General features: G+C 57.3%; 16 protein-coding genes and 3 pseudogenes. 6 read left to right on the forward strand and 13 right to left on the reverse strand.

The annotated features are described in order from the left end of the window. Nucleotides 1–17 precede the first annotated feature (17 nt). The 7 genes and pseudogenes from RHM58_RS30070 to RHM58_RS30100 form a co-directional block, all read right to left on the reverse strand. The gene (locus RHM58_RS30070) at nucleotides 18–977 is read right to left on the reverse strand and encodes a hypothetical protein (RefSeq protein WP_322268985.1); all 960 of its coding nucleotides are present in this window, start codon (nucleotides 975–977) and stop codon (nucleotides 18–20) included. Next, nucleotides 968–1546 carry a hypothetical protein gene (locus tag RHM58_RS30075; protein ID WP_322268986.1) on the reverse strand — a complete coding sequence of 193 codons (579 nt, stop codon included), beginning with the start codon at nucleotides 1544–1546 and terminating at the stop codon, nucleotides 968–970. Before RHM58_RS30075 ends, RHM58_RS30070 begins: the two co-directional genes overlap by 10 nt. Next, complete coding sequence (locus tag RHM58_RS30080) at nucleotides 1543–3660, reverse strand: toxin VasX (protein ID WP_322268987.1); 2118 nt, start codon at nucleotides 3658–3660, stop codon at nucleotides 1543–1545. The genes RHM58_RS30075 and RHM58_RS30080 overlap by 4 nt, the downstream gene beginning before the upstream one ends. Then, nucleotides 3657–4223: a DUF4123 domain-containing protein gene (locus RHM58_RS30085; protein WP_322268988.1), complete on the reverse strand. Its 567-nt coding sequence runs from the start codon at nucleotides 4221–4223 to the stop codon at nucleotides 3657–3659. The genes RHM58_RS30080 and RHM58_RS30085 overlap by 4 nt, the downstream gene beginning before the upstream one ends. Next, nucleotides 4220–6312: pseudogene (locus tag RHM58_RS30090) on the reverse strand (type VI secretion system tip protein VgrG). Before RHM58_RS30090 ends, RHM58_RS30085 begins: the two are co-directional and overlap by 4 nt. Before the next feature lie 277 nt (nucleotides 6313–6589). After that, complete coding sequence (locus RHM58_RS30095; protein WP_201257203.1) at nucleotides 6590–7603, reverse strand: helix-turn-helix transcriptional regulator; 1014 nt, start codon at nucleotides 7601–7603, stop codon at nucleotides 6590–6592. 32 nt (nucleotides 7604–7635) lie between these two features. Continuing rightward, nucleotides 7636–8250, reverse strand: coding sequence for a TetR/AcrR family transcriptional regulator (locus RHM58_RS30100; RefSeq protein ID WP_201257204.1), 615 nt, complete (start codon nucleotides 8248–8250; stop codon nucleotides 7636–7638). A 70-nt stretch (nucleotides 8251–8320) separates the two neighbouring features. On the opposite strand from RHM58_RS30100, the gene RHM58_RS30105 reads away from it, so the two are divergent. Then, a complete protein-coding gene (locus tag RHM58_RS30105) occupies nucleotides 8321–8833 on the forward strand; it encodes a DinB family protein (RefSeq protein WP_322268989.1) in 513 nt (170 codons plus the stop codon). An 87-nt stretch (nucleotides 8834–8920) separates the two neighbouring features. After that, nucleotides 8921–9418 (forward strand): DinB family protein, encoded by a 498-nt coding sequence (locus RHM58_RS30110; RefSeq protein WP_322268990.1) that lies wholly within the window; start codon nucleotides 8921–8923, stop codon nucleotides 9416–9418. Between the two features lie 80 nt (nucleotides 9419–9498). On the opposite strand, the pseudogene RHM58_RS30115 reads toward RHM58_RS30110, so the two are convergent. Both RHM58_RS30115 and RHM58_RS30120 read right to left on the reverse strand, forming a co-directional pair. Next, nucleotides 9499–10325 (reverse strand): annotated as a pseudogene (locus tag RHM58_RS30115) (nitrilase family protein). Next, complete coding sequence (locus RHM58_RS30120; RefSeq protein WP_201257208.1) at nucleotides 10322–11821, reverse strand: purine-cytosine permease family protein; 1500 nt, start codon at nucleotides 11819–11821, stop codon at nucleotides 10322–10324. Before RHM58_RS30120 ends, RHM58_RS30115 begins: the two are co-directional and overlap by 4 nt. Nucleotides 11822–12020: 199 nt before the next feature. On the opposite strand from RHM58_RS30120, the gene RHM58_RS30125 reads away from it, so the two are divergent. Then, nucleotides 12021–12923, forward strand: a complete 903-nt coding sequence (locus RHM58_RS30125; protein WP_322268991.1) for a LysR family transcriptional regulator — start codon at nucleotides 12021–12023, stop codon at nucleotides 12921–12923. 146 nt (nucleotides 12924–13069) lie between these two features. Next, entirely contained in the window at nucleotides 13070–13711 is a 642-nt protein-coding gene (locus RHM58_RS30130) for a TetR/AcrR family transcriptional regulator (RefSeq protein ID WP_201257210.1), read from the forward strand. 87 nt (nucleotides 13712–13798) lie between these two features. On the opposite strand, the gene RHM58_RS30135 is transcribed toward RHM58_RS30130, so the two are convergent. Further along, nucleotides 13799–14332 carry a cysteine hydrolase family protein gene (locus RHM58_RS30135; RefSeq protein ID WP_201257211.1) on the reverse strand — a complete coding sequence of 178 codons (534 nt, stop codon included), beginning with the start codon at nucleotides 14330–14332 and terminating at the stop codon, nucleotides 13799–13801. 241 nt (nucleotides 14333–14573) lie between these two features. On the opposite strand from RHM58_RS30135, the gene RHM58_RS30140 reads away from it, so the two are divergent. Beyond that, the gene (locus RHM58_RS30140; RefSeq protein WP_322268992.1) at nucleotides 14574–14897 is read left to right on the forward strand and encodes a hypothetical protein; all 324 of its coding nucleotides are present in this window, start codon (nucleotides 14574–14576) and stop codon (nucleotides 14895–14897) included. 100 nt (nucleotides 14898–14997) lie between these two features. Here the strand turns inward: RHM58_RS30140 and RHM58_RS30145 are convergent, their stop codons facing one another. Both RHM58_RS30145 and ggt read right to left on the reverse strand, forming a co-directional pair. Next, nucleotides 14998–16338 (reverse strand): Fic family protein, encoded by a 1341-nt coding sequence (locus tag RHM58_RS30145; protein ID WP_201257213.1) that lies wholly within the window; start codon nucleotides 16336–16338, stop codon nucleotides 14998–15000. 190 nt (nucleotides 16339–16528) lie between these two features. Then, entirely contained in the window at nucleotides 16529–18256 is a 1728-nt protein-coding gene (gene ggt, locus RHM58_RS30150) for a gamma-glutamyltransferase (protein WP_201204544.1), read from the reverse strand. A gap of 150 nt (nucleotides 18257–18406) precedes the next feature. On the opposite strand from ggt, the pseudogene RHM58_RS30155 reads away from it, so the two are divergent. Beyond that, a pseudogene (locus tag RHM58_RS30155) lies at nucleotides 18407–18924 on the forward strand (methylated-DNA--[protein]-cysteine S-methyltransferase). Nucleotides 18925–19066: 142 nt separating this feature from the next. Here the strand turns inward: RHM58_RS30155 and RHM58_RS30160 are convergent. After that, nucleotides 19067–19660, reverse strand: coding sequence for an NUDIX domain-containing protein (locus RHM58_RS30160; RefSeq protein ID WP_201257215.1), 594 nt, complete (start codon nucleotides 19658–19660; stop codon nucleotides 19067–19069). Between the last annotated feature and the right edge of the window lie 86 nt (nucleotides 19661–19746).

Here is a 19746-nt window from a genome sequence, read left to right on the forward strand (position 1 = left end):
GTCACGCGGCGAATAAATCAAATCGCCCTCGATACGCTTAACCCCTGCTCGTATTCCAGATCGACAAGTCGCGTGCTAGGACCGTTGGCCTTCAGCCGCTCAGCGACGACTTTTGGCCACAGGTTGCGGGAGCGGCGTTTGGCGAGGCTGTAGGTGAGTTCTTGAATGCGACAGGTGGGATAGAAACAAAGATCGAGTACCAAGCCCAATACATCGATGCCACGTAAAAAATTCTTGCCGCCGTTCTCTTGCTTCGCGTGTTTTATCCGTTCCAGCGTTTGTCTGAAGCTATCGCTCATTTTGGGCTGCACGGATAACTGACTTTGTACAAATGCGTCCGACTCACTGTGATGACCGTGCTCGTCGAAATATGGGCCGTTGTTCATATAGGAGCGGATGTACTCCCAAAAGCCTTTTTGCATCTCCAGTGATTTGCCGAACGGTGAACCGAGGCTAACCATGAGCGATATATCTGGTTTTTCGAAACTCCAAACGCGAATTTCCAGTGCAGCGCTTTGCATGCCTCCGATATGTGGGCCGACCAGCTGGAACTCTTTGGCCTCGGCTGAAATACCGTCCCATGGAGTGTGGAACAACTCGCCTTCGTGATCGAAATACACTTCTCGGGTACGGCGATTGAACAGGATGGGTAGAGGTAACGGGCGGAGGGTTTCAAACAAAAAAGGCACAAAAAATAGGGGAACACCTATAGAAAACATCATGAAAGTGACGTCGAACTTACCTTGCAGTGCGCCCAGAAGTCCGAGCCATATCGATGCGCAGCCACCAATCCCACCTAAGATACCCGTCCATAACCCACGATCCGAACCGCTGCCCGCTTGCAACGCCAAGTAGTGCTCTGTGTGCTCATCGGTAATGAACAATTCCATCGGCTGTTCACCAGTCGGTTTGTCCGACTCAAGCATGACTGTGGTTGCGGCACTGATTTGAGATTGCTCCGGTGTATTCATATCCATGCTCGTTCCATGATTTTTAACGCTGGCAGCGTCAGTCCTTCTTGTGGGGAATAGATCAGCTCGCCCTCGATACGCTTCAAGTCCCGAACTCCTTCCTCATGGTACACACGACGATAAGGAGTGATGCCAGCCGGTACAGGGATGCGGCTACCGCTATGCAGAGCAAAGTCTTTGCCCGTCCATTCGACCTTTTTTATCTTTTCGGGATGGTAGCCGAGTGTATCTCCCCACACTTCGATGCCCTTGAAGTGAATCATCGCATCGGTCAACGATACATTTTCCCCGGGCAGGTTCAGCATCAGATACGTGGAGGTGACTTGCCCCTGATAAGGATTCATTTCTGCCAGCCGGCGAGCATCAAAGCTGACTGGAAACAAAATGGGGTACAGCTTATCCATGGACAGGCTGTAGCTCTTTGACCAGACGTCGTCCGGGCGGATCCCGAAATGGCTATTTTTTATCCACTGTTCCAGCGGCGAATCTGCTGTGTAGAGTCGGGCAATGACCCCCGCGACAATCACCACGGTAAGGCCAAGTATTTTAATACCTGCATGTGGTACAACATTCATCCCCCTGCAACAGAGGCCGCCTCACCGATCAGCACAGCCACTTGTGCGGCGCGGTATGCCCGGAAAAGCTTTATATAGAGCATGATCCCGGCCAGTTCGGCACTAGCGACTACCAAACTCGTCGTCATGGTGTCGAAATCACCTTTTTGATACGCCTCAAAAGCTTCTATCCCGTAGAGCACGACGTCGACGGCCAGCACGGCGACCTGTGCGCCCGCAGCAATGGCCGCTCGCCCCAATGCTTTAACCAAAACTAACCTTGAAGAAACTGAAAACTTTCCGGTCTGGCGGACTGTCTCACCCCAATTAACTTCTCCCACTCGCTGCCATAAGGCAGCACCTGCTGCGCCAACGCCAAACGCAGCTCCGGCGGTAGTAAATGCGCTTTTGTATGTACGTTTATCAAAAAGCTGATCCCCCGCCCAAACAAAATTCACCCCAGCCACCAACGTCACAATCGACTTGATCGGCGCTTTGCTCAGTGCACTTTTCAAATCAAACACACTACTCAGCTCTATACTTGCCGCCAGATTCACCGGCAACGGTGGCAGCTTGGTGCTGGTCGGGACCAAATTCATGAACGGGATACCGCCAGCCACTCCGTTGGCCAACGGTGAAACGCTCAAATGAGCAGGCGCCGCAGGGCGTGTTCCCATCAAATCGCTATACCACTCGCCTAACTGACGCGGAGTGACGCCCGAGGTCTGAATGCGCTGGTCGCTGCGCGCCAGCGCTGCCGCCATATACAAACGCCCCGCCGTACTGCTGGTCTTTTCACCCTGATGCAATTGCAACCCGGCCACCGGCGCGATGGACAGAAACAGGGCCTCAATGCTTGAAGCCGATTTGTGTTGCTTCAGTTTGTCGGCAGTCTGGTTGATCGCCCCTGCATAACCGAAAGCCCTGGTGAGTTTGTCGGCGCCCTCTTGCACGGCCGCCATGTTGTCGCGAACCACATCACTGAAGTCCACCAGATATTTAATCTCGCCAACACCCAGCCGAGATGGCAACCCGAGCAATGCCCAAAGCAGCCAAGGCTTGCCGGCCTGGTTACCTTCCAGACTGAAGGTAATGGCCTCAGCCCCGACACTGGTACTCGCCGGCCCCAGACAAGCAGCAGCAAAATGCAATTCCAGTGCCTCACGAGCAATCGCCTGAGTTATATCGAAATGACCGCACGCCGTGTCCATGCTCGACGGGCCAGCCACTTGTTGGGTGTTGAACCATACAACCCAAAGTTGGCCCAGCCGTCGCATATCGGCGGTATATCGATCGTTCTGGATTTCTTGATCTTTCCACGCCCGTTGGAGTTCGTCATAGCGGGTGATGGACGGCAGTTGTGCGCTCAGTTGGCGGTCGCCTTCGCTCAGTGACTTGATGACACTGGCCATCGCCCACTCTTCAGCGTGATGCTCCTGATAACTGTCGAAAGCCTCTTTACGCACACGCATCAACGCCGCGAGGTCGAGCAGTACGCCCCATGCGTCATCAATGATCGCGAAGGTTTGTTGTTCGCAAGCTTTCATCTGACGCTGCAATTTCAGCCAGTCGGGGGCATGTTCCGTTTCCGGCTCAGTGCTCCAACCGTAGCTCGTCGCATCGTTGTATTCGCCAATCTGCTTGGCGACGGTGCCGACGTGACCACTGAGCGGCGCAACGCCCGGCACAAAACTGCGCATGATGCGCTGGCGTATGGCGGGATTGGTTTTAGCCGCTTGGTACTGCGGCTCGCTCCAGCGCACGGGCGACCACACCAACGCGGCCGCATCACCGGCCCTGAGAAGCAGATGCGGTTTGACCCGGGTGTCGATCACCTTGCCTGCGCGCGGAGTTTGCGTGAGCTGCGCTTTTTCGACCTCATACTCCACCAGTCTGGGTGGGTTGCTCTCCCACACGTAAAGCCAACCGTCACGCAAAAAACGGGAGGTGTAGTTGAGCGTGTGCGCAGTCAGATCAGGATGCCTCGGCCCCAGTTCGGGAAACTGGCCATTCAGAGCAGGCACGTCATGGGCGCTGGTATCGACAGCGGTTGTCGGGCCCAAGGCATAACGCAGTGGCAGGACTGCAGCGAACAGCGGGCACGTTCCAACGCGGGTTTTATTCTGGGCGCTCATGCATTTTTCTCCGGGCTGGCGAGCAAACTGAGTGCATGCAGTAGCGACTCAGGCAGAGTGATTTGCGCAGCCAGACCTTTATTGGCCGGTGCCGCGTCGTATTCAGGTGCTTCGTTTTCCCAGGCGCACACCGCCGCATTACCATGCCGCAACCAGACGCAATCCACGCCATGCCAAAAACCTGCAGGCCATTGCGCACCGGCCATCCAGGCACGGCTTAGAACAGAGCCATCCGCCAGACGTAACCAAAATTCACACTGTTGCTCGTCAAAAATGCGTAAGCGACGTTGCAGGATCGGTAGCAATTGTTGGGCGCTTTGCGCAGAAGCCAGCCACACAGCGTGCTGCAGGTCGGAGCCGCCCCACCATGCGGCATAGGTGGCGCTGCCGAGCGAGGCATTCAGGAGAAACGGGCCCGTTGCGCAAATGGGCTCGTAAGCGGTGCCCTTGAATAGCGACTGAGGCTGGTCCGGGCCGTAGTGCTCGAGGAGCCAATCCGTAGCGTTCTCATACTGGGCACCGTCGAGCAGGAGCAGCCCTTTGTTTGGAGTGGCTGGCGTCATGCTTGCGCCCCTTCTGCTTCCTGTCTTTGCTGGGCGGCATCGCACACCGGGCAGAGGCCGGTATTGGCCTCACGAAAGACGATGGTCTGTTTGAGCAGTGCCTCCATGGAGATGACGTCAATAACCATGGCTGCGGCAACCTGCGGTACGACCGACAACGCCGCCTGCGCCGCAATCCCCACCACTGGCGAACCGCCCTCGACAATGGCCACGCTACTGAAGATCCCGCCGGCGTTGATGACGATATGGTGACCGCCCGCCGTGAGCGTCAGGCTCGAACCCGCATCAATCACCACGTTGGCCGCGTTGACACGCGCATGCGGCCCAGCCTGAATCACCAGCGTTCCGGTCGCCATCGTGCTGCTATTGCCGCTGATGGTGATCAGCTCATCCCCGCCTATCACTGTGTTGCGCAAACCTTGGGTGGTGTGCAACTCGTCACCCTTGATCAGGCTGGCACTGTGGTTGTCGACCTGCTCAAAACGGTCGTGGCCGATCAGACTGTGGCTGTCGCGGGTGATCTGTTCGCGGCGGTCGTTACCGATCTGGGTGTCGCTGTCATTGAGGATCAACTGCTCGATATCGCGTTGCGCCCGCAGGTAGATTTTTTCCTGCCCTGCACGGTCTTCAAGCGACAGTTCGTTGTAGCCACCGGTGTGCGGAGAGCTGTGGCTACGCAACACGGTTTTGGTTTTGTGCTCAGGTAAGGAATGCGGCACGGGCGTGACTTTGTTCGCGACACAGCCGGTGATCAACGGTTGATCAGGATCGCCTTCCAGGTAGGTGACGACGACTTCCATACCGATGCGCGGAATGGTCACCGCCCCGAAATCTTGCCCCGCCCAACTGGAGGACACCCGGAGCCAGCAACTGCTTTTCTCACTGTTGAGTTCCGCTCGATCCCAAGGCAGTTCGACCTTCACACGGCCATATTCATCGCAATAGATCTCTTCACCGATGGGGCCGGTGACGCGGGCGGTCTGGCTGACCAGCCGTGTTTTTCGTGGACGCAGCGGCGGTCGGTAATGCACGTCCCACGGAATGGCGCTGAAGTGGTTGCGATAGCCTTGAGTGAAGCCATCTTCAGGTTTGACGTCGCTGGTGATCGCCTCTTCCAGTGACTGCGGCTGTTTCCCATGGTGTGTCACGCTGAGCAATAACCACAGGGCGTTGCCGGTTTTACGCGGGTGCTCGGTCAGGTCAAAAAAGTGACCACTGCGCAGGCACGGCTGGTCGCTCTGGCCCTCGGCCAATTGGTAATCGGTGCGGTGCCGCTCCAGGGCCTGCCGAGCGAGTTGCTTGCCGCGCGTTTCGTTCTCGATCAGAACGGGGTAGCGATAGTCTTCGAGTTCGGGGCTGAACTCGGCAGTGAAACGACTTTCCAGCAGTTGGCTCGGGCGTTGGAAATCGTAGTCCCGGCGCGTGATCGTGTTGGTGCGGGTGCGAACGCCCATGGCGAACTGGTTGACGACCGGGTTGTCCGCGACCATGCCAGAGTCTTGTTGATAGGGGTTTCGCCCAGTTTCGGGAAGAACGTCTGATCGTCGGTGAACACCAGCCGATGACCGTCCTGCGAGTGCTGGTGATGCCAGGCGATGCCGTCCTCGGCGCACAGCCGCTGGATGAACTCGAAGTCGCTTTCCCCATACTGCGTACAGTACTCGCGCACGGGACTGGTGCTGACATGGAAGGTAAACGCATCGCCCTGAATGCCGTGCCCTTTGAACACCTGCATGATGATCTGCGGCACGCTCAGGTGCTGGAAAATCCGTTGGTCGTGACTGAACTGCAAGTAGTGCAGCGCCGGCACCAGAGTCAGGTGGTAGCGGGTCAATCGCTTGCCGGCCTCACCCACCCAAACGTCTTCGATACTGCCGTGAATCCCTTCGCCATTGAATCCAAACTGCAGAAACGCCGGTTGACTGAGCAGGCTCTCCAGATCGAAATCCGGGTGCTCGCTGACCAGTTCAACGTTGATGGCGTACAAGGCACTGATCGCCTCTGTACCTTCAAAAGCCAGCACCTTGAAATCATTGCGAACGTTGGGAATTTTTAGTCCGAAGTGCGCAACATTGGCCCGCGCGAACATACGCTAATCCTTGAGCTGAAAGACAACGCGCGACGCTCAATCCATAGCGGACATGAGCAGGCGTCAATTGCCGAGCAAGCTAACAAGGAGGAGGAAGAATTAATGTCAGACCGCCCTACAAAGCGCGTAGGAGCTTTCCGTATTTCAGAATGTTGCTTTGTGAATGTGAGCTGGCGGTAAAGTGACGTACCTGTTGCCAGTGTTTGGAGGGAAGCCCAAAAAAGCAACGGGCGATAAACCATCGTATCCACCCCGAATTGCCAGCGTTCCCGCAGATTTAGCTGCGGCGCATTGCGTCCGCATGGGAGCTTGGCGAACGCAAGACAGAACCCAACTCCACCTTGCTCTTCACCCCAAGCTGCAAGTAGCAGTTGCGCAGATAAGTGCGCACGGTGGCCGGGCTTAGCCCAAGGATTTTGGCGATTTCTTTGTAGGAATGACCGGCGGCGAACAACAGCGCAGCCGTGCGTTCCCGTGGTGCCAACACCGCCCCGCGCGACTGGGCTTCAAGGGACAGAATCACATGCTCTGCGTTGGGAGTCAGGGTCAGCGCGCAGCGACCGAGGCGAATCACGCACGGTGCTTTTGGCAATTGCGATGTCAGCTCAAACGGCAGAACTGAGCCGCCCCACCCCGGCAACTCACGCTGAATCGCCGCACACACACTCGCCCCGACGTACAGCAAACTGCCGTCCATGCGCGCCACGCCGAAATCGGTTGCACCACTGCCGGTGTCGAAGCGGATCATGTCTTGCACCTGGAATCGCCAGAGCTGCAACAGGTGATCGCAGAACGCCGAAAACAAATCGGCCTCGACGTCGCTGAACCCCGGTGCATCGATGCCACGGTAGAGACAGACGAAAAACATCAAGCCGCTTTCGGGCAATTCGAAGGTGATGCACATCGCGTGGAAAAGATCATGACGCCGCGCAAACGAGCCCACCACCTCATCGAGATCGTCGAACCCGCTTTCGCGAACGACCTTACCGGGCTGGCTCAACGTGTTATGGGAAAAACCGTCATTGTCCGCGCCCTGGTGCCATTCGACGGCAAACGATTCCGGCAGATTGATCCGCCCGTGCATCCAGCTTTTCGGCGGTGCATCGGCGTCTAACGCTGACATCTCGCCCCACCAGGCGGATGCGAACGGCACCAGTTCGCTGAATGCCTGCAAACCACCTTCGATGAATTGAGAAGCGCCGCGCTCCCGGGCAAGACGACCGAGGTGCAGCACGCAGCGATTGAATGCATTGAGCGTGGCCGTGGCACCGACTTCGTTACCCTCCCCCATTTGTTCTTATCCTGTTGATTACGTGGCAGGCCCTAACCTAAATACGAACAGACCAAGTGCACAAGCTCTTCTTTCAGCTCCTTGGATTTCAACGTCCCGCTTCTGGCTGCGCTATGAATGACCCCTTCCACGGCGGCGGAGAGCACTTGCGCCACCATTGAGTTCGCCGCGTGGCCTCGTGAGCCCGGAAAAGCCTCTACAACGGTTCTATATCGCGCCAGATATTGCGCTTCGAACACGCTATGAGCGGAGATGGAACTTGAATGCGGCGGGGCAATATCAAGCAGGACTCGATGAAGTTCTGGCTGAATGCTGTGTGCCGCAATCATACCGTCGACCAGATCGCCCACTAGTTGCCTGGGATGCTTTTCACCGGTACCCACGGCGCGTATGACCGCTAGAACATCATCAAGGTGACGTTGCCGAATGGCTTCGATCAACGCTTGCTTGTCTGGAAAGTACTGATAGAGCGATCCAATACTCACGCCAGCCGCCTCCGCGACGTCGTTGGTATTGAAACCCGCCCAACCCCGGTCGCTCAAAACGCGAGCACCGGCCTGAACAATGGAATCGACCGTGGCACGAGAACGCGCCTGGCGTGGCTCCTTTCGCATCCGGGAATGCGTTGATGAAATGCGAGTAGTCAAAAATCGCTCCCTGGAATCAAAATATAAACACAGCACTCACATTCTAGAACGTCAAAAGGGGTCACGGATCATGAGCGCATCACCCTTACTTCGTACACTGTTCGGCTATCAGGCATGGGCCAACAGCGAGTTGTTAAACAAGATGGAAGGCTTTGATCCCGAACGCCACAAAGAAGAGTTCCACAGTGCATTACGGTTGATCAATCACGCCCATGTCGTCAGCCAGATATTTGCTGCGCATCTGGTTGGCAAGCCACACGGATTTTCCACAGACAACACACCGCAGACACCTTCACTGACTGATCTGCGCGTCGCTGTAGCAGCCTCCGATCGGTGGTACCTCGAGTACGTAGAGGAAGTGACCCCACAACTGTTGTCCGAATCCGTGCCTTTCGTGTTTACCGATGGAGACGCCGGCTATATGTCGCGTGAAGAGATGCTGACCCATGTCGTCACGCATGCCGGTTACCACCGCGGTGAAGTGGGTCAAATCATGAAGCAACTGTCTCTTGAACTGCCGTGGGATACTTTTGCTGTGTATCTGCATCGCACTGAACCTTCACGTCGATCACACGCATTGTGATGGGTGCCCCAAAATAATCAGCAACCAGGACTGTTGGCGCCTGAGACCTACGCTGTTCCATCCGGTTTGACTCAATAAGGAAATATTGTGAACTCGGTACACACTCTCACACGCTACAAGGCGTGGGCGGACGACACTTTTTTATCCGTACTGGAAAGCCTTCCGGAATCTCAACTGACTGCTCCAGACCCGAGCTTTTTCGGCAATATCATCCGAACGCTCAATCATTCGTACTCCATGGATTTTGTGTGGAAGTGCCACTTGCTTGGCGAGCCTCATGGTCTTACCACGCGCAACCCATCCGACCATCCCTCTATCCGGGACCTTGTCGCTGCTCAACGCGAGATAGACAGTTGGTATGTCGACTATGCGGATTCGCTGTCCCCGGCCCAGTTAAGTGAAGTGATCGAGTTTCATTTCATCGGCGGCGGCCTTGGTGCCATGTCCCGTGAAGACATTTTTCTGCACGTGGTCAACCACACGACCTATCACCGCGGAAACATCGCGGGCATGTTGTATCACCTCGACATTGCTCCACCGGCAACAGACCTTCCGATCTTTCTTCAGGCTTCAGTGCGCACTTAGGGCTCCCGCAGCACTGACGATTGGCCGAAAAACCTGAACAGTTCTCCAGCCCAAGTACCTCGCTCTTTACCCGCTACGCCTCACCCGTACAACGATGGCCGCCGATCCCGATGCAGGTCATTGCGCTCACTGATCCGCTTGTTCCGCGCCTCGGCCAGGTTCAACGTTGCCAGCAAAATCTGTTCGCCACCCTGCTCCGCCGGCCCCGCCAAGGGGTAACCATCGGCATCGACGATGACTGAACCCTGCACCCAGCTGACGCCGCGCTCGTGGCCATGTCGGTCACAGGCGGCGACGAACATTCGGTTGACCGACGCATTAGCCTGGACCCGTACGACTTCTGCGGGGCGCTCGGTCAGCGGCCTCGGGCCGTCGGGCCAGTTGACCGGGGCGCAGAGCAAGTCTGCGCCGGCCAGTGCCGGGAGTCGCACCCATTCGGGGAACTCCAGGTCGTAGCAAATCAGCATGCCGATGCGTCCGTGGACGGTTTCGACTACTGGCGGCGCGGCGGTGCCGGCGGTGAAAATCTCTCGCTCGGCGTCCCAGAGGTGCGCCTTGCGGTATACGGCGCGCAGGCCCTGAGCGTCGATCATCGCGGCGCTGTTGGCCAGTTCATTGCCCGCCAGTCGCTCGCAGAACCCGCCCACCACGACGATGTTCAGCTCCCGGGCGAGTGCCCCCAGCGTTGCAAAGTCGGACCTTCCGAAGTTTCCGATAAGGACAGTGCTTCGCGATGGTCGGCAAACAGGTAGCCGCTCTGCACCAGTTCTGGCAGGACCACCACGTGCGCGCCCTGGAGCGCCGCCGAACGAATCGCTCGTTCGGTCAACGTCCGATTGAACGTCAGGTCGCCTATTTTCGGTGCCAATTGGCAGCAGGCAACCACGGTCTGTTTTGCAGTGTTCAACGCCCCTCCTCCACAGAATGATGGGCCATAGCGACGATGTCGCTCTCGGTAATCGAATCGATGATCCGGCGTTCGTACTCAAGGTCTATCGAACGGCTGAGGATGTAATACGTCAGGCCCGACACCACCAATCCCACCAGCCAGGCGATGTCCACGCCCTCCAGCATCCGCGCCAGCGGCCCGACGAACACTTCTTTGTTGGCGGCGGCATCAAAGATGTAGAAGAACGGCACCATGGCGGCGAAGCCGATCAGGTACGAGACAATGCCGCGAAACTGCCAGGCGCCGTAAATGCCTTTGGGGGTGAAGAAATGCGGAATCGCGTAGCGGCCTTTGCGGACGAAGAAATAGTCCACCAGATTGACCGCGGTCCATGGCACGAGGAAGTACAGGAGCAACACCAGAAAAGTGTTCAGCAAGGCAATGCCATCGCCTTTGATCGCCAACACGCAGGTCAACAGAATGACGCTGATGGTGGTGATCGACATCACCCGGGCGCGGGGTGTCGGGGTGATCTTTTTGATCGAATCGACCCCCGTCAACAAGGTCAGCATGGCGCTATAGGTGTTGAGCGCGATGATCGGCAAAAAGCCCGCCACGGAGACCATCACCAACACATTGCCCAGACCCGGAATCATCGAAGAGCCAACCTGATTCAGTGCCACCAATGCATCCACGGCTTTCAACTGCTGTGCAAGCCAGGCACCGAGGCCGATCATCCAGCCGCCCGACAACGAGGCACCGATGAAGACCGCCGCGATCAGTTTCGGTCGGCTGGTGTTTTTGGGCAGGTAGCGAGAATAGTCGGACACATAAGGTGCATAGGAAATGTTGTAGCTCGCGCCAATCGCAAACAGGGTGGCGAAGGCGACCCAGTTGAAGCCCAGGCCGGCGGCGGGTGTGACGCCCTGCTGACCGGCGCCGAACATCAACGCGATCGTGACCAGTGCGTACAGTGGCAACGTGACCAACAGCGCCCACTTGAATGCCTTGTGCATCAGGTCGTGGCCGTAGATCGACAGCAGCGCGCCGATCAGCACAACCACAACCGCGACGATGGTCGGGTCCAGACCGAAGACGTGTTCGAGGCCGTTCATGATCAGCGAGATGTTCACCACGTTGAAGCCGACAAACACAAACATTGTCGCCATCAACGCCAGGATCACCCCGCGATAGCCAAATTGGGCACGGGACTGGATCATTTGCGGAAGGCCCATTTCCGGACCTTGTGAGCCATGAAACGCCATGAAAATGGTGCCGAACATGATGCCCAGTGCGCCGGCAATCAGGGTCCACAGCGCCGACAAGCCCAGGCTTGGGCCGACAAACCCGATGGAAATGGTGAAGAAGTGGAAGTTGCCCAGAAACCAGAAAGGTCCCTGGCTGCTGAGTTTGGCGTGACGTTCGTTTTCCGGAATGTAATCGATCGAGTGGCCTTCGATGGCCAACCCGCTACTCGCCTCGATGGCGTGCGCAGTTTGAGGGGACCCTGACATACGATTGTTCCTATGCGGTTAATTGTTTTTTTTGTGGGTGAAGCAGTCAGTTCGACGTCCAGATCAGGTGAAGCTCCAGAAAAAGCTAACGATGACGCTGATTTCATTGCAATGTAGGGCGTTGGTCGGGGCTATAAAATATTGCAGGCAAACTGTTCACATAGACGTTTATCTATGTGAACCACTCTCGGGAGTCTCCATGCTGGGATCTGTATCGGAGTTGGATCTACGCCTGATCCGGGTATTTTTGACCGTTGTTGAAGCGGGCGGCATTTCAGCCGCACAAACGGCGCTCAACACCACGCAACCCACGATCAGCGCGCAATTGGCAACGCTGGAAGCGCGAGTGGGATTTCGTCTTTGCGAGCGTGGCCGTGGCGGGTTTTCGGTGACGCCCAAGGGCGGTCAGTTTGTCGAGGCGGCCCGCCGATTACTGGCCGCCGCCGAAGGTTTCCGGATTGAAGTCCAGCACATCAACCGAAAGGTGTCGGGCAACATCAACATTGGCCTGCTCGGTCAAATCGATCCTGTTGCCAATAAGAAAATCGCCCTGGCCATCGCCCGTTTACGCTCTCGGCATGAGGGCCTGTATTTCCACTTCACCGAGCTGTCGTCATCGCTGCTGGAAGAGAAAATCATCAACAGCCATATCGATCTGGCGATCGGTTACTTCTGGCACCGCTTGCCCAACATCGACTACTTCCCGCTGTTCCAGGAAACCCAAATCGCTTATTGCGCGCCCACTCACCCGCTGTTCGAACACGTAGGCGAGTTGACCAGAGAGGAAGTCGCCGGGCATGACTGGGTATGGCCCAGCCATCCTTTGCCGGAAATGCCGGCACCGGCCTCAATTGAACGTTTGACGGTGCTCACCGACAGCATGGACGGCGCCGCGCTGCTGATTCTGTCGGGCCAACACTTGGGGTTTCTGCCGCAGCACTATGCGGCGAAGCATGAACAATTGGGGCAGTTGCATCCGCTCAATCCTGAGCTTCTACGCTATGAGGTCGGCTTTCACGCGGCAGTACGACACTCTGCCCGGCAGCGGGATTTGGTGAGTGCCTTCCTGAGCGAGTTGATCGAGATTTTCGGTTCGCCGTAAATTCGCACTTTGCGTGGCAACATCCTTGCTGTGGGAATCAGACGATTCGCACGGTCGCATCTGGCTCATTCGCTGTATAGTTTTGTATATTACGAACCCGAATCCCCCCAAGTCCTTCTCATGCCCCTGTCTTTCGTTCCTTCTCCATGACCAGCATCCGCCAACGCAATCAGCGGCTGATCCTGGCCGCCGCCAGCGAAGAGTTTGCCGCCAAAGGCTTCGACGCCACCCAGACCCTGGACATCGCGCTGCGCGCGGGGCTGCCGAAGGCGAATCTTTATTACTACTTCCAGAGCAAGGAGAACCTCTACGCCAAGGTGCTGCTCGGGTTTGTCGAGCCGTTGCTGGAGGCCTCGGCGGTATTGCGCGAGAGCGATGATCCGATGGTGGGGTTGCAGGCTTACATCGCGGCGCGGATACGAATCGCGCGGGAGCATCCGCACATTGCCAAGGTGTTCAGCGGTGAGTTGTTGCTCGGCGGTCGGCAGTTGCCTGAGGAGTGTCGGGATTTGTTGTATGCCGAGGCTCAGCGCAATGTCGAGTGCCTGCGCAGCTGGATCGAGCGCGGGCTGCTGGCGCCGGTGGATCCGGAGCATTTGATGTTGTTTATCTGGTCGGCGACGCGCACGTATACCAATCTGGGTTGGCAGATGGCGCATATCACTGGTCGGCAGGTGCCGGAGGATGCGGATTATTCACAGGCGGCGGCGACGATTACCCGGTTGGTGTTGGGCGGTGTGGTGCCGCAGAGGGTTGGGGCGATAGGCGGGTTGTTGTTTGCGACTTGAGTTTTTTGGGGGGCTGCTGCGCAGCCCAGCGCGAGCAAGCTCGCTCGCCACAGGGAAGCTCGCTCGACGGAAAATTCTGGAATGGTTTTAGAGGTGGATTTTGGCGGTGGGCAGGACGTCGATCCGTGCCACGGGACCCGTCAAATGCGCCAGGTCTGCGTTGTGCTCGGCGATGATGTCTTCGGCCGAAAGATTACCGTTGTCGACGGTGGAATGCGCATCGGCGACGAGCACAACGTCATAGCCCAGGTTGAGGGCCTGGCGGACGGTGGCGTTGACGCAATAGTCGGTTTGCAAGCCGCAGATGATCAGTCGATCAGTGCCCTGCTCATGCAGCAATGCTTGTAGATGAGTCTGGTAGAACGAATCCCGCGTGGTTTTGCGCACACGCAGGTCTTGCGGCGAAGTCTCCAGGCTTTCGGCCAGTTGCCAACCCGGGGAGCCGTGTTGCAGCAGATCATCCTTTGCTTCGTGCTGGATCAGGATTACCGGAATCCCGGCTTCTCTGGCCTTGGTGCTCAGGCTGTTGATGTTCTCGATAACGCGTTTGATGTCGAAGCATTCGTACTCGCCGGTGCACAAGGCGTGTTGGACGTCGATGATCAGCAGTGCAGTGGTCATGGCGGGGGCCTTAAAGTAGTCCATCAGATTAAGGGGTACGCAACCTGCTCACTGGAGGCCGAACATGGATCGCGTACCGTCGATAATGCCGCAAAACGCTGCTGTATAGAACAGCCCCGCACCGCCGCTTGCCGATAATGGGACAGCCCTCTCAGCGCCGCTAAGCACCCTCACCGCCGGTTACGGCAGTACCGAAACCGCGGGCAAGGACAGTTCACAAACCGCCGGCGATCGCAGTAAATTGATCGTTGGTAAGGACAGCACCCAAATCGCCGGCGACCGCGCCAAGCTGACGGCGGGTGATGACTGTACGTTGATGGGCGACGATAAAAGCGTTTTGACCGCGGGCAAAAACAGCATCCTGGTGGGCGGTGCCCGCAGCAAACTGATTGGCAGCCTGGGTTCGACCCTGACCGGCGGCGAGAACGCGACGCTGATTTTTCGATGCTGGAACGGCAAGCGCTACAAGAATGTCGTGGCGCGTACGGGCAAGGATGGCGTGGAGGCGCATGTGCCATATCAGGTGGATGAGGCGGATAACCTTGTCAGCAAAACAGACGAATAAGTAACGCCGCACCTGTAGGAGCTGCCGAAGGTTTGGGCCGCATTCGGACGATCTTTTGATCTTGTTTTTAGACGCGAAGATCAAAAGATCGTCCGAGCTCCTACGGGACAGCGCGCAGGAAGAACACCCACTCTCGCCCCATCTTGCGCTTCTCGAACACCTTCAACTCGACCAGCCCGTTCAGGGTGGCCGAGGCGGTGTTGTAAGAGCAGTCCAGATTCTCCTTCACATTGACCGCCGTAAACTCTTTGGCCATGCCACTTTTGGCCACTTGGTAGACGGCTCGTTGCTTTTCGGTGAACTGGTCAAATAAACCTGACGCCATCAGCCATCGATCAAAATCCGCGGTGTACGCCAGACTTTTTCGATAGGCCTCGGTAAAACCAGTGACGGCTCGCAAGATGACTGAACACTGGAAATCGATAAAGTAAGTCAGGTCCAGATCGTCAGCTTCGGTGTGCAGATACGAGCGCCCGTATTTCACCGGTGCATTGCGCAGCAAGATGCTGATGGCTATGTAGCGAAAGGCTGAAAAATCATTCTTGAACATGAACCAATAAAACAGAGCCCGAGCGACTCGGCCGTTGCCATCGCGAAAAGGATGCTCATAACCCAAGGCGAAATGCAGTGCGATGGCTTTGATCAAAGGATGAATGTAGTCCGGGTGAGTGGGGGCGTTGTGGGATTGGTTGATCCAACTCGAAAGCACCTGCAAGCGAGAGGCAAGCCCCGCAGCAGGAGGCGGCGTATGAACCGTATTGCCCTCGCCATCCTGCACCACAACTTCATCGTTTTTCCTGAACGTCGCCGGCGAGTATTGCTCGTCATTGATCCCTTCGACCCCTACCCGATGGATTGCCGCGATCAATGCTTCGCTCAAGGGCTCATCGCGTTTTTCCCAGGCAAAATTCATCATCTTGTAGTTGCCGATGACCATTCGCTCATCCGGCGTACGCGGCAGGCGCTTGCGTTTAAGCATGTCCTTGGCCACGCGGGTGGTGGTTGCCGCCCCTTCCAATTGGCTACTGCTGATGGCTTCGTCTTCGATCAGATCGTTGAGTAGATAGCTGAAGTGCGCGTGCTCACCAATCTGACTGGTCATGTACTCCAGCGCCGCGGTCGTGGCTTGGCGGTCGACGGCCGAAATGGCCTTTTGCGCGAGCGGCGTACACACGAACTTGCCGCACTGGACAGGCTCACCCAATGGCAACAGGGCGGAGTATTGCGCAATCCTGGCCTTCTTGACCAAGGCCCAGCACAAGTTCGAATCCAGCCCCGGCGCCCAGCGATAACGCAACTCATCAAAAGGAAGGTAGCGCCCCAGATCATCCAGAGGCTTGAGCAGAGCCAGGTAATCCGGGAGGCGTTCCTTGTGGGGTGATTGCGCCAACAGGTCAAATACCGGATCGAACCTGCCCTTCAGGACGGGGGCCTTTTTCATAATGGCTGTCTCAAAAGCTCTCAAAACCGAGGCTCAAGTACAGCATTCAGATAGCTCTGACTCAATATCAGAGCATTCTGAAATACGTGTAGGACTTGCAGCAGGCTACGATTTTTTTGAAACAACGCTCCATAAGGCTTGAGGACCACCCTCACCCTGGACGAGGGCTCGGGTGGCCTCCGATCCTGTCTCAGTAACCCAACGACAACCCGGTATTCCTGCGTGGATCATTCGCCCCATAGAAGCGATTCTTGCCCACCGGCTTGCCTCCCAGCGAAGGTGCCCCGACCAGAATCGCCGCCACATGATTGGCATCCTGTGGCTTGGCAAATTTATGCCCCCAACTTTCGAGGATCTTCACCGTATCCGGACTGGTGGTGAAGGTCTCCAGGTTGGTCTCTTCCGGCAACCACTGCTGGTGGAAACGCGGCGCATCCACGGCTTCCTGAATGTTCATGCCGTAGTCGATCACGTTGAGGATGGTCAGCAAGGTCGCGGTGATGATGCGGCTACCTCCAGGGGTGCCGACGACCATGACCACTTTGCCGTCCTTGGTGACGATGGTCGGGCTCATCGACGACAACGGCGCCTTGCCGGGCGCGATGGCATTGGCCTCGCCTTGCACCAGGCCGTACATGTTTGGCACGCCGATTTTCGAAGTGAAGTCGTCCATTTCATCGTTGAGGATCACCCCGGTTTTGCTGGCCATGACGCCGGCGCCGAACCAGTCGTTGAGGGTGTAGGTCATCGACACCGCGTTGCCCCACTTGTCGACGATGGAGAAGTGCGTGGTGTTGCTGCCCTCATGCGGCGCTACGCCAGGTTTGATCTCGCGGGACACGCCAGCCTTTTGCGGTTCGATGGCGGCGCGCAGTTTGGTCGCGTAGTTTTTGTCGAGCAGGTGGGCGATCGGATTTTTCACGAAGTCCGGGTCGCCGAGGTAGCTGTTGCGGTCCACATAGGCGTGGCGCATCGCTTCAATCTGATAATGCATGCCTTGGGCCGAGTGGTAGCCCAAGTCTTTCATCGGGTAGCCGTCGAGGATGTTCATGATCTCGCAAATCACCACGCCGCCGGAGCTTGGCGGTGGCGCCGAGACCACGTGGTAGCCGCGATAATCGCACTCCACCGGGGCCAGTTCACGGGTCTTGTATTTATCGAGGTCGGCCTGGGTGATGATGCCTTTGTTGGCCTGGCTGGACGTGACGATCGCGTCGGCCACCCAACCTTTATAGAAACCGTCGGCGCCCTTCTCGGAGATCTCCCGCAGGGTTTTGCCCAGGTCTTTTTGCACCAGCTTCTGCCCGACTTGCATCGGCTCGCCGTTACTCAGGAAGATCGAACCCGAATCGCGCATGTCCTTCTTGAACACGTCAGTCGCGGTTTCCAGCAGATCGACATCTCCCTGCTCCAGCACGAAGCCTTCTTCGGCGAACTTGATCGCCGGGGCGATCACTTCCTTGCGAGGTTTGGTGCCGTATTTGCTCAGGGCCAGCTCCATGCCGGACACAGTGCCCGGCACGCCCACGGCCAAGTGGCCACGGGTGCTCAGGTCCGGGACGACATTGCCGTCCTTGTCCAGATACATGTTGGCGGTGGCCGCCAGCGGGGCTTTTTCGCGGAAATCGAGGAAGGTCTTGCGCCCGTCCGCCAGTTGAATGGTCATGAAACCACCGCCGCCCAGGTTGCCCGCCGCGGGATAAACCACCGCCAGCGCATAGGCGACCGCGACGGCGGCATCTACGGCGTTGCCGCCGTTCTTGAGTTCATCCACGCCCACGTGAGTGGCCAGATGCTGGGCGGTGACCACCATGCCGTTTTCGGCTGCAACCGGGGCCACGGAGGCGGCGTAAGCACTGAGGCAACTGAGCGCCAATGAGGTCGCTATCAGCGATTTGGCAAAAGGTTCGAACGTCATGATTCGGTCTCTTTTTTTGTTTTTAGGCTCTGTATCAAACAGAGGGAACGCTTCAAGAGCACTAGCCAGTATGGCTGGGATTGCGTATTGCGCCTCTCTGATCAGGCAGTATGCTGAGCGCCTGTTCAGCCTTTTTCGGAGTCCGCCGGCATGACCTACACCTGCACCACCATGCCCTCCCCGGTCGGCGAGTTGAAGCTGGTCGCGAACGGCTCAAGACTGGCGGCCATCCTCTGGGAAAACGACAAACCAAACCGAGTACGGCTCGGGCCGATGACTGAAGCAGCGGACAATCCGATCCTGATGCGCGCGGTTAAACAGTTGCAGGAATACTTTGCCGGCACGCGCAATCAGTTCGATCTGGAGCTGGATTTTGTCGGGACCGAGTTCCAGAAGAAGGTCTGGCAAGCGCTGCTGACCATTCCCTTTGGCGAGACCCGTAGCTATAGCCAGATTGCCGAACAGATTGGCAATCCGAGTGCAGTTCGGGCCGTGGGTGCGGCGAATGGCAAGAACCCGATCTCGATTGTCGCGCCGTGTCATCGGGTGATTGGGGCGTCGGGGAAGTTGACGGGGTTTGCCGGGGGCTTGGGGCGAAGGAGCGATTGTTGACGCTGGAAGGATGTGAGTGGTCGGGAGCGGCCAGCAGAACGGGCGATCTGTTTTGACAAATCGATCTTTGTGGCGAGGGAGCTTGCTCCCGCTCCAGTGCGCAGCGCTGGCAAAAATCCTTGGTTTAGGCCGCTTCGCAGCCCAGCGTCGGATCGCCGCCCGGAGCAAGCTCGCTCGCCACACTGGACCGCGTCAGTTTCAGGATTGGGCGAAGAGGTTTTTCATCGCCGCATACTGCAACAGCATGATGGTCTTCGCATCGCAGATCTCGCCGCGATAAAACGCCTCAAGCGCCTCGTCGAACTTCCACTCCAGCACTTCAAGCTCTTCAGTCTCGTCTTCCAGCCCACCGCCATCGCTGACTTTCGATGCTGCGTCATATTCGGCGATGAAGAAGTGCAGTTTTTCGGTGACTGAGCCGGGGCTCATGTAGGACTCGAAGACCTTTTGCACGTGGTGAACGCGATAGCCGGTTTCCTCTTCAGCTTCAGCGCGGATGCGCTCTTCAGGTGCCGCGCCTTCGAGCAACCCCGCCGCCACTTCAATCAGCAAACCATCGTGGCCGTTGACGAAAACCGGCAGCCGAAACTGACGTGTCAGCACGACAGTTCTTTTCTCGCGGTTAAACAGCAGAATCGCCGCACCATTGCCACGGTCATAGACCTCACGGGTCTGGCGCTGCCACTCGCCGTTATTGCGCTGGTAGTCGAAGGTGATTTTCTTCAGCAGGTACCAGTCGTGGGACAACACCTGTGATTCGATGATGTTGACCCTATCGGCTGTATTTGCCATGACACCGCATCCTTTTTTTGTCAGAAGAGCCCCCATGGTAGGCGAAAACCAAAAAGCCCGGCATCTCTGCCGGGCTTCTTTTACGG

It is taken from the genome of Pseudomonas sp. 10S4 (assembly GCF_034344865.1).
Taxonomy (GTDB): Bacteria; Pseudomonadota; Gammaproteobacteria; order Pseudomonadales; family Pseudomonadaceae; genus Aquipseudomonas.